We start from the raw sequence: 12,602 nt of genomic DNA, 5'->3' as shown, positions 1-12,602 counted from the left end.
ACGACGGGTTCTTCGACCTCGGCGGCGACTCCATCATCGCCATCCAGCTCGTCTCCCGCGCCCGCCAGTCCGGCCTGGTCATCACGCCGCGGGAGGTGTTCCAGCACCAGACCGTCGAGGAACTGGCGGAGGTGTCGCGTCCGGTCGGCGAGGGCGAGCGGGTCGACGCCGAGGCGCCCGGCGCCGGCATCGGCCGGATCCCGGCCACCCCGATCATGCGCTGGTTCCAGGGCCTGGACGGCCCGGTCGACGGTTACAGCCAGCGGATGCTGCTCCAGGTCCCGCCGGACCTCGGCGTGGAGAAGCTGGCGGCCGCGCTCCAGACCGTCCTCGACCACCACGACATGCTCCGGCTGAGGGTGGACGGCACCGAGTTCGAGGTCGCCGAGCCCGGCGCGGTCGACGCGACGGCGCTCGTCCGGCGCGTGGACGTCGCCGGGCTGGACACCGGCGGGCTCCGCGGCGTCCTCGCCGGCGAGGCCGGGGCGGCCCGCCGCCGCCTCGACCCGGCCGCCGGGACGATGGCGCAGCTCGTCTGGTTCGACGCCGGCCCCGCCCGGCCGGGGCGCCTGCTGCTCACCCTCCACCACCTCGCCGTGGACGGCGTGTCGTGGCGGATCATCCTCCCCGACCTGGTCGCCGCGTGGGCCGGGGGAGACCTCGACCCCGTCCCGACCTCGTTCCGCCGCTGGGCGCAGCGCCTCGCCGCCGAAGCGTCCGACCCGGCCCGCACGGCGGAGCTGCCGCTGTGGGACGACATCCTCGCCACCCCCGACCCGCTCCTCGGCACCCGCCCGCTCGACCCCGGGGCCGACACGTTCGGGACGGCGCGGCACCGCACGCTCGACCTGCCCGCCGACGTCACCGCCCCGCTCCTCGCCGACGTCCCGGCCGCCTTCCACGGGCGGGTCAACGACGTGCTGCTCACCGGGCTCGCCCTGGCCGTCGCCGAGTGGCGGCGCGAACGCGGCACGTGCGACGAGACGGCCGTCCTCATCGACCTCGAAGGACACGGCCGCGAGGAGATCGTCCCCGGCGTGGACCTGTCGCGCACCGCCGGCTGGTTCACCTCGATCTACCCGGTACGGCTCGACGCCGGATGGGTCGAGCCCGCCGACGTCCGCGAGGGCGGCCAGGCCGTCGGGACCGCGCTGAAGCGGGTCAAGGAGCAGCTCCGCGAGATCCCCGACAACGGCATCGGGTACGGCCTCCTGCGCTACCTCAACGCCGCGGCGGGCGAGCGCCTCGCGGTGCACCCGCAGATCGCGTTCAACTACCTCGGCCGGTCCGCCGCGCCCGAGGCCGCCGACTGGGGACCGGCCGGCCAGGCCGAAAGCGACGCCCTCGGCACCGGGCAGGACGATGCGCTCGGCCTCGTCCACGCCATCGAGGTCAACGCGCACACCCGCGACCTGCCCGGCGGCCCCGAGCTGTCCGCGACGTGGACATGGGCGGGCGGCCTGTTCGACGAGGCCGCGATCGAGGACCTCGCCGAGCGCTGGTACGCGGCGCTGCGCGGCCTGGTCGCGCATGTCGTGGGCGGCGCGTCCGAAGGCCCCGTCGGCGGGTTCACCCCGTCCGACCTTTCCCTGGTGGACGTCAGCCAGGACGAGATCGACGAGCTCGCCGCCGAGCTCGACGGCGAATGGGAGCTGGATTGAGCAAGTCGCAGCTTGAGGACATCCTCCCGCTGTCCCCGTTGCAGCAGGGGCTGTTCTTCCACGCGTTGTACGACTCGGGGCATGACGTCTACACGGCGCAGATCGTGTTCGACCTGCGCGGCCCCCTCGACGTGGACGCCCTGAAGGCCGCCGGCGCGACGCTGCTTCGACGGCACGCCAACCTGCGGGCCGGGTTCCGGCAGCGTAAGGAGGGTTCACCGGTCCAGGTCGTTCACCGCGAGGTCCGCCTCCCCTGGGACGACGCGGACCTGTCCGCGCTGCCCGACGCCGAGCGCGACGCCGAGGCGCGCCGGCTGGCCGACGCGGAACGCGCCCGGCCGTTCGACATGACGAAGCCGCCGCTGCTGCGCTTCCTGCTGATCAAGCTCGCGGACGGCCTGCACCGCATGGTGTTCACCAACCACCACATCCTGCTGGACGGCTGGTCCACGCCCATCCTGCAAACGGAACTGTTCGCGCTCTACCTGGCCGAGGGCGACGACGCCGGGATGCCGCGCGTCACCCCCTACAAGAACTACCTGGCGTGGCTCGCCGCCCAGGACCGTTCCGCCGCCGAGGACGCCTGGCGCCGCTCCCTCGACGGCGTCCACGAACCCACCCTCGTGGCACCGGGCGCACCCGAGCCCGGACCGGATGAACCCGGACGGGTCCGGACCCGCCTCACCGAAGACCTCACCTCGGCGCTCAGCGCGCGCGCCCGCGCCCAGGGCGTCACCCTCAACACGGTCCTGCAACTCGCCTGGGGCACGTTGCTCAGCCGCCTCACCGGCTCGGCCGATGTCGTGTTCGGCGCCGCCGTGTCCGGCCGTCCAGCGGAACTCCCGGGCGTCGAGCAGATGATCGGCCTGTTCATCAACACGCTGCCGATCCGCGTCCGCGTCCGTCCCGCCGACACCGTCGCCGAAGCGCTGATCCGCCTCCAGGACGAGCAGGCCGCGCTGATGCCGCACCATCACCTCGGCCTGGCCGACATCCAGCGCCTCACCGGCACCGGCACCCTCTTCGACACGATGACCGTGCTGGAGAACTACCCGTTCGACCCGGACGCCGCCGGCGCCGACCTCGGCGGCCTCTCCCTCCACGACGTGGACGGCCACGACGCGTCCCACTACCCGCTGACCTTCGCCGCCGTGCCCGGCCGTGGCCTGTCCCTGCGCATCGACCACCGCGCCGACCTGTTCACCGAGGACGACGCGCAACGCCTGATGCGCCGCTTCGTCCGCGTACTGGACGCCGTCGCCTACCGCCCCGACCTGCCGCTGGGCCGCATCGACGTCCTGGACGACGACGAGCGCCGCCACGTCCTGGAGACCTGGCAGGGACCCGCGACGGACCGCGCCCCGGGCACCGTCACGGGCCGCTTCGCGGAGCAACTGGCCCGGACGCCCGGCGCCCCGGCCGTCCGGTCCGGAGGGGAGACGGTCACCTACGCCGATCTGGACGCGCGGGCGAACCGGCTGGCGCACCGCCTCATCGGGCTCGGGGTCGGCGCGGAGACACCGGTCGCCGTCCTCCTCGAAAGGTCCGCCGACGTCGCCGTGGTGTCGCTCGCGGTCCTCAAGGCGGGCGGCGCGTACGCGCCGATCCACCACGGGTACCCGCCGGAGCGGACGGCGTGGGCGGTCGCCGAGGTCGGTGCGCCCGTCCTGATCGTCGACTCGCCCATGCGCGATCGCGCGGCCGGCCTCGACACGCCGGCGCGGATCCTCGTCGTGGACGACGACCCCGAGACGGACGCGCGGCCCGCCACCGACCCGGGCGTGCCGTGCCATCCCGAACATCTCGCCTGCGTGCTGTTCACGTCCGGCTCGACCGGCGTGCCCAAGGGCGTCATGCTCCGCCACCGCGACGCCGTCGACCTCGCCACCGACGGCGGGCTCAGGGGCGGGGCGCACGACCGGGTGCTCGTCCACTCGCCGCACGCGTTCGACGCGTCCGTATACGAACTGTGGACGCCGCTGCTGCACGGCGGCACGGCCGTGTTCGCGCCCCCCGGGCATCTGAACGGCGAAGCCCTCGAAAAGGTGATCACCGAGGAGGACCTCACCGGCCTCTTCCTCACGACGACCCTGTTCAACCTGGTCGCGGACGAACGCCCGCACGCGTTCGCGCGGCTCCGCGAGGTGCTGACCGGAGGGGAGGCCGGATCACCGGCCGCGATGCGCAAGGTCCTCGCCGCGTGCCCGGACACCGAGGTCGGCCACGTGTACGGCCCCACCGAGGCCACCACGTACACGACCTACGCGGCGCAGCGCGCCCCGCTCGCCGACCCGTCCGAGACGACCCCGGGGCTGGGCCGCCCCCTCGGCGACATGCGCGTGTACGTGCTGGACCAGGGGCTGCGGCCCGTCCCGCCCGGCGTGGTCGGCGAGGCCTACATCGCGGGCGCCGGCCTCGGGCGCGGCTACCTGCGGCGCCCGTCGCTGACCGGCGAACGCTACGTCGCCGACCCGTTCGGCGCGCCCGGCGGCCGCATGTACCGCACCGGCGACCTCGTCCGGTGGCGGGCGGACGGCACCCTCGAATACGTCGACCGCGCCGACCTCCAGGTCAAGGTCCGCGGCTTCCGGATCGAACTGGGCGAGATCGAGGCCGCCGTCGCCGCCCACCCGGGCGTCGCGAACGTCGCCGTCATCGCCCGCGAGGACACCCCCGGCGTCAAGACCCTCGTCGCGTACGTCATCGCGGAGTCCATCGACGGCCTGCGAGAGTTCGTCGCGGGCCGGCTGCCCGAGTACATGGTGCCCGCAGCGTTCGTCCGCCTCGACACGTTCCCCGTCGGCCCGAACGGCAAGCTCGACCGGCGCGCCCTGCCCGCCCCCGACTACGGCGAGGCCGCCGCCGGACGCGACCCCCGCACACCCGAGGAGGAGCGGCTCTGCGCGATCGTCGCCGACGTCCTCGGCCTCGACCGCGTCGGCGCCGACGTCAGCTTCTTCGACCTCGGCGGCGACAGCATCGCCGCGCTGAGGCTCGTCACGCGGGCCCGGCGGGCGGACATCGAACTGACCCCCCGCGACGTGTTCACCCACCAGACGGTCGAGGCGCTCACGCGGGCCGGCGAGCCCGAGGACCGGCTCGGGTTCGAGATGCTGCTGCCCATCCGGACGTCCGGGACCCGCCCGCCGGTCTTCTTCGTCCACCCGGCCGGCGGCCTGTCATGGAGCTACTTGCAGTTCCAGCGGCACCTCGCCCCCGACCAGCCGATCTACGGGCTCCAGGCCGCCGGGTTCACGCGGCCGGAGCTGCCCGGCTCCGTCGAGCAGACGGCCGAGGACTATCTGGAGCAGATCCGCACCGTCCAGCCGTCCGGCCCCTACCACCTCGCGGGCTGGTCGCTGGGCGGGCTCATCGCCTACGAGATGGCCGTGCGGCTCCAGGCCGCCGGAGAACGGGTCGGGCTGCTCACCCTCATCGACGCGTACCACACCCAGGACCTGGAGTCGGAGCGGCGCGAGATCCTCCCCGAACTCCTCGAGAGCATCGGCATCGACGCGAAGATGGTCGCCGAGGACGGCAACCCCGACATGGCGCAGATCATGGCGGTGCTCGCCGAACGCGACGACGCCCTCGCGACCCTCCGCGAGGACGACCTGGTCAACGTCTACCGCAACTACGAGAACGGCCTCCGGCAGGCCGAGGAGTACCGGCCGGGACGGTTCCGCGGCGACGTCCTCTTCTTCACCGCGCTCCAGGGCCGCACCGGCGACTCGCCCACGGCGCGCTCGAACTGGGGCCCGCTCGTCGAGGGCGAGATCGAGGACTACCCCCTCGACGTCGACCACCACCTCCTCATGGAGCCGGGCCCGGCCGCCGAGATGGGCGCCGTCCTGGCCGCCAAACTCGACAAACTACAGAGCACGCAGTGAAAGGGACGAGATGACCAACCCCTTCGAGGACCCCGACGGCACCTACGTCGTCCTCGTCAACGACGAGGGCCAGCATTCGCTGTGGCCGTCGTTCGCCGAGGTCCCCGCCGGATGGACGGTGGCCAAGGACGAGGACACCCGGCAGGCGTGCCTGGACCACATCAGCGACAACTGGACGGACATGCGCCCCAAGAGCCTCATCGAGGCCATGGGTGAATGACGGCGGCCCGCCGGCGCTCCGCGGGGACGCGATCGCGGTCCCCGCGGTCATCGAGTGGACGATGGAGATGCTGGACGCGGCGGACCTGTGTCCCGCGCCGCTGCCCGGCGTCGAGATGACGTTCACGCTCGCCGGGCAGCCGTCCCCCGAGGTCAACCGCGCCATGTACGCGGCCGTCGGCGCCCGCGTGTGCTGGACGGACCGGTTCCCGTGGACGCACGCCGACTGGCGGGCGTGGGTGGAGCGGCCGGAGCTGTCCACGTGGATCGCCATGGCCGAGGGCACCATCGCGGGCTTCTTCGAGATCGAGGCGCAGCCGGGCGGGGACACCGAGATCCACCTCGTCGGGCTCACCCACGCGTTCGTCGGCCGCGGCTACGGCGGCTACCTCGTCGAGCAGTGCACCCGCCGCGCCTGGCAGCGCGGCGAGCTGTGGGCCCTCGACAGCGGCCCCGCCGCGCGGGTGTGGCTGCGCACCAGCAGCCTCGACCATCCGAACGCGATCGCCAACTACCGCCGCCGGGGCTTTAAGGTGGCCGCGGAGACCACCGCGCCCAAGCTCGTCCCGGACCCGCGGGTCGCGCCGTGGCCGCTGCCGCACGATCCGCGCGTGGCCTCCCGCCGCCACGAGGAGGAGGAATTGATCACGTGAGCTGGTTCCGCTGCCCCGAGAACCGTCCCTGGGCGTCGATGCGGCTGTTCTGCCTGCCGCACGCGGGCGGGTCGGCGGTGTTCTACCGGCCGTGGGCCAAGGAGATCAGCCCGGCCGTCGAGGTGCACGCCGTCCAGTACCCGGGCCGCGCCGACCGGATGGCCGACGCGATGGTCACCGACGCCCACCAGCTCGCCCGCCTGGTCGCCGGTGCGATGGCGCCGCTGATGGACCGTCCCGCCGCCCTGTTCGGGCACAGCATGGGCGCCGTCCTGGCCTACGAGGTGGCGCGGCTGCTGCAGGAGCGCGGCAGCGCCCCGGTGCACGTGTTCGCCTCCGGCGCCCGCCCGCCGCACGACCGCGGCGACGACCGCGTCGCGGACAAGGACGATGACGGCGTGGTCGCCGAGATGGTGAACCTCGGCGGCAGCGACGCCGAGGCCCTGCAGGACCCGGAGCTGCGCGAACTCGTCCTGCCGTACGTGCGCAACGACTTCGGGCTGATCGAGGACTACGCCCACCGGCCCGGCACGCGGCTGACCGTCCCGATCACCACGATCATCGGGGACGCCGACCCGCACGTGTCCGAGGAGCAGGCCGCCGGCTGGGCGCAGGTCACCGATGGGCGTTTCGCCCTCAGGGTGCTGCCCGGCGGCCACTTCTATCTGACGGAACGGCAGCAGGACGTCATCGCGGAGGTCCTCCGCACCCTCGAAGTCCCCGCCGTCCCCTGAGACGGACGGCGGCGGGCCGCCCCCGTGGGAGTCTGAGACTCACCGCCGGGAGCGGCCCGCCTTTCTCGGGTATCCGTCAGTAGACGCTCAGTCCGTACCGGCTGAGCACCTCGGAGACGGGCTGGAAGAACGTCGTCCCGCCCCAGCTGCAGTTGCCGCTGCCGCCGGAGGTCAGGCCGAGCGCCGTGTTGGGAGCGAACAGGGAGCCGCCGCTGTCGCCGGGCTCGGCGCACACGGTGGTGCGGATCAGGCCGGACACCGATCCCTGGGCGTAGTTGACGGTCTGGTTGAGCGCGGTGACACGGCCGTTGTGCAGCCCGGTCGTGCTGCCGCTGCGGTACACGGTCTGCCCGACCGTGGCGTTGCCGGAGCGGGTGATGTCGTGGGTGCCGCTGTACAGGCTGACGGCGCCGCGCGTGTCGGCGGGCGTCGAGCTGTACTGCACGACCCCGTAGTCGTTGCCGGGGAAGCTGCTGGCCACGACCCGGCCCAGCGTCCGCCCCGACCTGTCGGTCCAGGTCGAGCTGGCGTTGGTGCAGTGCCCGGCGGTGACGAAGTAGTACGTGCTGCCACTCCGGACGTTGAAGCCCAGCGAGCAGCGGGAGCCGCCGCCGTAGATGGCTTCGCCGCCGAGGGTGAACTTCTGGAACTTCCCGGCGACCCGCTCGGTGCGGACGGCCGCTCCGTGCTTGGCGGCGGCCGCCTGCACCTTCTTGAGCTTGGCGCCCTTGACGGTGCTGTCCATCGTGAGCAGGACCTGGTTGGTGGCCGGGTCGACGGCCCAGGCGGTGCCCGGGACGGTGGCGTCGCGCTTGAGTGCGGCCATGACCTGCTTCAGGTCGGCGCCGCTGCGTGCGACGGTCTTCGGGACGGCGCCGGCGGCGCGCACGGCTTGTGCGGCCTTGGCGCCCGTGACCGTTACGACCAGCTTGCCGCCCTTGAGGTAGGAGCCGGCGGTCTGGGAGCCGAGCTGGTGCGTGAGCGACGCCGCGACGGCGCCGTGGTCGACGGGGGCGGCGGGTGCCGCCGGGCTTGCGAACGCGGCGGGTGCGGTGGCGAGGGTGGCGGCCACCACTCCAGCGGTCGCCGCGGTGACGGCGACGGCGCCGACGCGCCTGTGACGGATCTTCACTTGTGCCTCCACGGGGGGATGGGCGCACCCGAGTGGTGCACCGGAGGTCACCGACATGGTGTAAGAACCGTCAATGCGGACGTAAGACGCAGAAGGTGACTAATTCGGGACGAGGTGGTTGGCACCCTGACAATGGTCCCGTGGTCAGACCATGAAAGGCCTTCATGTTGTGGATCAATCGACCGCGAACACGGCCCCGGTCCCTCGCGTGAGGGGCCGGGGCCGTGCCGTGGCTTCCCGCCGCCTGGGAGCTCCGGCGGGCCGCCGTGGTGACCGGTGGGCGACTAGTAGACGTCCACCCCGAACGCCGAGAGCACCTCGGTCACGGGCTGGAAGAACGTGACGCCGCCGGACGAGCAGTTACCGCTGCCTCCGGACGTCAGCCCGAGCGCGATGGACCCGGCGAACAGCGGGCCGCCGCTGTCGCCCGGCTCGGCGCACACGTTGGTGCGGATCAGGCCGCTGACGCTGCCCTGCTGGTAGTTCACCGTCTGGTTGAGGGCGGTGACCCGCCCGCTGTGGACGCCGGTGGTGCTGCCGCTGCGGGTCACGGTCTGCCCGACCGTGGGGTTCCCGGCGTCGGTGATGTCCTGGAAGCCGCCGCCGGGACCCCTGACGCCGCCCCGCGTGTCCTCCGGGGTGGAGGAGTACCGGACGATGCCGTAGTCGTTGCCGGGGAAGCTGCTGCCGGCGTTGCCGCCGAGCGTCGTCCCCGACCCGTCGGTCCAGGTCGAGCCCGCCGCCGTGCAGTGCCCCGCCGTCAGGAAGAAGTAGTCGCTTCCGTTCGTGACGTTGAAGCCCAGCGTGCAGCGGGAGCCGCCGGAGTAGATGGGGTCGCCGCCTATGGCGAACGGACGGAACTTCCCGGCGACGCGCTCGGTGCGGACGGCCGCACCCTGCTGGGCGGCGGCGGCCTTCACCTTCTTCAGCCCGGCGCCCTTGACCGTGCCGTCCATGGTCAGGACGACCTGGTTGGCGGCCGGGTCGACGGCCCAGGCGGTGCCCGGGACGGTGGCGTCGCGCCTGAGCGCGGCCATGACCCGCTTCAGGTCGGCGCCGCTGCGCGTGACGGTCTTCGGGACGGCGCCGGCGGCGCGCACGGCTTGCGCGGCCTTGGCGTCGGTGACCGTGACCACCAGCTTGCGCGTGGCCTGGTCGAGGTAGGCGCCGGCGGTGCGGGAGCCGAGCTGCCCCGCCAGCTTCACGGCCGCCCTGCCCGTGTCGGACGTGGCGGCGACGGGTGCGCCGGCCGCGTCGAGCGACGCGTTCGCGGCGGGGGTGCCGACGAGCGCGCTCGCGAGCAGCCCGGACGCCGCCAGGGCGGCGGCGCCGGTGCGCGTGGGACGGATCTTCACTTGTGCCTCCAGGGGGGATTGGGCGCACCCGGGTTGGTGCGCCGGAGGTCATCGGTCAGCCTGGAAGAAACCTGAACGCGGACGTAAGGCAACAAAGTGACTAATCAGTCGGGCACGGATTGTCACAATGGGTGCGAGATCCGTGGCCGTTCTTGGGCAAGATGTCCCCTTTAACCCACTTAGTGCTGGACCCGGGGTCCAATGGGTCTCCCCGCGGAGCGGCGCGCGACGTACATTCGAGACGACGGGGGCCGGACATAAGATGCGGATCCCCCCGCCCCCGGTTCCCCCGCACGGGAGTGCCCATGGGTGTCGAGATCCGGGTGGAAGGGCTCAGGAAGTCGTTCGGGCGGCAGGTCATCTGGGAGGACGTGTCCTTCACCATCCCGGCGGGCGAGATCTCCGCCCTGCTGGGGCCGTCCGGAACCGGGAAGTCGGTGTTCCTCAAGAACCTCGTCGGGCTGCTGCGTCCCGACCGGGGCCACGTGTACGTGGGCGGCGACGACGTCCCGCGGCTGCGCGAGAACGACCTCTACGAGCTGCGCCGCCACTTCGGGGTGCTGTTCCAGGACGGTGCGCTGTTCGGCTCCATGAACCTTTACGACAACATCGCCTTCCCGCTGCGCGAGCACACCAAGAAGGGCGAGTCGGAGATCCGGCGCATCGTGCTGGAGAAGATGGAGATGGTCGGCCTGTCCGGCTCGGAGAACAAGCTGCCGGGCGAGATCTCCGGCGGGATGAAGAAACGCGCCGGCCTGGCCCGCGCCCTCGTCCTCGACCCCGAGATCATCCTGGCGGACGAGCCCGACTCCGGCCTCGACCCCGTCCGCACCGCGTACCTCAACCAGCTGTTCGTCGACCTGAACACCCAGCTCGGCGCGACGTTCCTGATCGTCACGCACGACATCGGCACCGCCCGCGTCCTGCCGGACAACCTCGGCCTGCTGTTCCGCAGGGGCCTGGTGATGTTCGGGCCGCGGGAGATGGTGCTGTCCAGCACGCACCCCGCGGTGAACCAGTTCTTCAACGCGCGCCGGCAGGGGCCGATCGGGATGGCGGAGGAGAAGGACCTCGCCGAGGTCGCGAGCGAGTCCGCACCGCAGACGATGCCCGCGCCGATCCCGCCGCAGCTCATGCCGAGCGGCGGCGGGACGCGTCCCTCGATGCGCCGGCCCGGGGCGTGGCTCGCCGAGCACCGGGTGACCCCGCCGCCGGGCTCGTTCATCGACGACGAGGGCCGCGACTGGCTCACCGACTGGGACTCCCTGATCGCCCAGCGCCAGTGGCGCCGATAGGACGGCCGGGGCCGCGGCATGGCCGGCGGCCCCGGCCGGGGACCGCGGACGTCAGGCGGACCGGAGGCCGGGGTTGCCGTTCTCGGTGACGAAGGAGGTGCGGGTCCTGATGGGCGCGCCCGGCCGGGTCACGTACGGCAGGACCCGGAAGTCGGTGCGGAACGTCTCGTCGTCCAGCGTGCAGCGCATGTAGCCGCGCTGGTAGTTGGTGAACTTGATGTGCTCGTTGGCGTCCAGCAGGTTCCGGCCGCCCTGGTCGAGGTCCTCGCCGTCCATCTTGGTGGAGATGGAGGTGGCGACGAACTCGACGCCGATCGTGCGGGAGCCCGGGTCGTCGAAGTCCAGCTTGAGGTCGGCGGCCATGTGGCGGTGCATGTCACCGGTCAGGACGACCGGGTTGCGCACCCCGCGGTCGACGAACTCGGCGAAGAGCTGGTCGCGAGCCGGCTTGTAGCCGTCCCAGAAGTCCATGACGAACCTGCGCCCGTCGCCGGGGACGGTGTCGACCTGCGTCACCGGGATCTGCTGGGGGATGACGTTCCAGGTGGCGCGGGATTCGCCGAGTCCCTCGTACAGCCACCTCTCCTGCTCGGGGCCCAGCACCGTGCGGCCGGGGGCGTGCCGGTCGGCGCAGTCGCTGGTGCGGTCGCCGCACGCCTGGTCGGCGCGGTACTGCCGGGTGTCCAGGACGTGGAAGTCGGCGAGCCTTCCGTAGCGCAGCCTGCGGTACAGGCGGCTGTGCGACCCCCGGGGCCTGCTGGGACCGCGCAGCGGCAGGTTCTCGTAGTACGCCTGGGCCGCGGCGGCCTTGCGGCGGCGGAACACCGCCGGGTCCGTGTCGGGTTCGCCGTCGGCCTTGGAGATGTCGCCGACCCAGTTGTCCTCGATCTCATGGTCGTCCCAGACGAGGACGAACGGGTGCGTCCGGTGTGCGGCGATGATGTCGGGGTCGAAGCGGTGCAGGGCATGCCGCAGGCGGTACTGCGTCAGGTCGGTGGGCTCGACCTGGATCTCCGGGGGCACGGCGACGTTACGGACCCCGCCGGTGGGGCCGATCTGATTCTCGTAGATGTAGTCGCCGAGGTGGAAGACGACCGCCACGTCCTCTTCGGCCATGTGGCGGTAGGCGGTGTAGAACCCCTCGAACCACGCCTGGCAGGACGCGACGGCGAAGCTCAGGCTCCGGGTCCTCGCCCAGGGCTCCGGGGCGGTCCTGGTGCGGCCCACCGGGCTGAGGGTGCCCCGGACCCGGAAGCGGTAGAAGTACTCGCGGTCCGGCTGCAGGCCGTTCACCTCGACGTGCACGGAGTGCCCCAGTTCCGGGACGGCGAAGGCGTTGCCGCGGCGGACGACCTTGCGGAAGCGCTCGTCGGCGGCCACCTCCCATCCGACCTCGACCTTGCGGGCCGGCATGCCGCCGGAGCCGTCCAGGGCCAGCGGCTCGGGCGCGAGCCGGGTCCACAGGACGACGCCGTCCGGCCACGGGTCGCCGGACGCCACGCCGAGCGCGAAGGGGTCGCCCTGGAACGTCGGGGCGCCCCAGGCCGGGGCGGCGGACACGCCGGCCACGGCGGCGGCCACCCCGAGGGCGCCGCCCGCCAGGAGTAGTCCGCGTCGTCCGATGATCGGGCCGTTCAGGGCAGGGGGCTGGGTCATGCGCTCT

At 72.7% G+C, this 12,602-nt stretch carries 9 protein-coding genes; 6 read left to right on the top strand and 3 right to left on the bottom strand.

What is annotated here, in order from left to right:
* The 5 genes from ACTWPP_RS34645 to ACTWPP_RS34625 all read left to right on the top strand — a co-directional run.
* Positions 1–1,661 (top strand): condensation domain-containing protein (locus tag ACTWPP_RS34645; protein WP_443108625.1); only part of this gene is annotated, 1,661 nt, incomplete at its 5' end.
* The gene (locus ACTWPP_RS34640) at positions 1,658–5,551 is read left to right on the top strand and encodes an amino acid adenylation domain-containing protein (protein ID WP_443108624.1); all 3,894 of its coding nucleotides are present in this window, start codon (positions 1,658–1,660) and stop codon (positions 5,549–5,551) included. The genes ACTWPP_RS34645 and ACTWPP_RS34640, both read left to right, overlap by 4 nt.
* Positions 5,552–5,561: 10 nt before the next feature.
* The gene (locus ACTWPP_RS34635; RefSeq protein WP_443108623.1) at positions 5,562–5,771 is read left to right on the top strand and encodes an MbtH family protein; all 210 of its coding nucleotides are present in this window, start codon (positions 5,562–5,564) and stop codon (positions 5,769–5,771) included.
* On the top strand, positions 5,764–6,423 hold the full coding sequence (locus tag ACTWPP_RS34630; protein ID WP_443108622.1) for a GNAT family N-acetyltransferase: 660 nt from the start codon (positions 5,764–5,766) through the stop codon (positions 6,421–6,423). Before ACTWPP_RS34635 ends, ACTWPP_RS34630 begins: the two co-directional genes overlap by 8 nt.
* Positions 6,420–7,157: a thioesterase II family protein gene (locus ACTWPP_RS34625; protein ID WP_443108621.1), complete on the top strand. Its 738-nt coding sequence runs from the start codon at positions 6,420–6,422 to the stop codon at positions 7,155–7,157. The genes ACTWPP_RS34630 and ACTWPP_RS34625 overlap by 4 nt, the downstream gene beginning before the upstream one ends.
* A gap of 76 nt (positions 7,158–7,233) precedes the next feature.
* Here ACTWPP_RS34625 and ACTWPP_RS34620 read toward each other — a convergent pair whose 3' ends face one another.
* Together ACTWPP_RS34620 and ACTWPP_RS34615 are read right to left on the bottom strand one after the other, a co-directional pair.
* Positions 7,234–8,289 carry a S1 family peptidase gene (locus ACTWPP_RS34620; protein WP_443108620.1) on the bottom strand — a complete coding sequence of 352 codons (1,056 nt, stop codon included), beginning with the start codon at positions 8,287–8,289 and terminating at the stop codon, positions 7,234–7,236.
* Positions 8,290–8,573: 284 nt separating this feature from the next.
* Positions 8,574–9,644, bottom strand: a complete 1,071-nt coding sequence (locus ACTWPP_RS34615) for a S1 family peptidase (RefSeq protein ID WP_443108619.1) — start codon at positions 9,642–9,644, stop codon at positions 8,574–8,576.
* A 305-nt stretch (positions 9,645–9,949) separates the two neighbouring features.
* On the opposite strand from ACTWPP_RS34615, the gene ACTWPP_RS34610 reads away from it, so the two are divergent.
* Positions 9,950–10,939, top strand: coding sequence for an ABC transporter ATP-binding protein (locus ACTWPP_RS34610; protein WP_443108618.1), 990 nt, complete (start codon positions 9,950–9,952; stop codon positions 10,937–10,939).
* 51 nt (positions 10,940–10,990) lie between these two features.
* Here ACTWPP_RS34610 and ACTWPP_RS34605 read toward each other — a convergent pair whose 3' ends face one another.
* Positions 10,991–12,595 (bottom strand): alkaline phosphatase D family protein, encoded by a 1,605-nt coding sequence (locus ACTWPP_RS34605; protein ID WP_443108617.1) that lies wholly within the window; start codon positions 12,593–12,595, stop codon positions 10,991–10,993.
* Positions 12,596–12,602: the final 7 nt, after the last annotated feature.

The organism is Actinomadura sp. 3N407, assembly GCF_052245875.1.
Taxonomy (GTDB): Bacteria; Actinomycetota; Actinomycetes; order Streptosporangiales; family Streptosporangiaceae; genus Spirillospora.
This window is presented reverse-complemented; position numbering and strand designations above follow the sequence as displayed.

Excerpts from the sequence above, each read along its gene's own strand:
- ACTWPP_RS34635 (WP_443108623.1), top strand. The coding sequence starts at position 5,562 with ATGACCAACCCCTTCGAGGACCCCGACGGCACCTACGTCGTCCTCGTC.
- ACTWPP_RS34610 (WP_443108618.1), top strand. The coding sequence starts at position 9,950 with ATGGGTGTCGAGATCCGGGTGGAAGGGCTCAGGAAGTCGTTCGGGCGG.
- ACTWPP_RS34605 (WP_443108617.1), bottom strand. The coding sequence starts at position 12,595 with ATGACCCAGCCCCCTGCCCTGAACGGCCCGATCATCGGACGACGCGGA.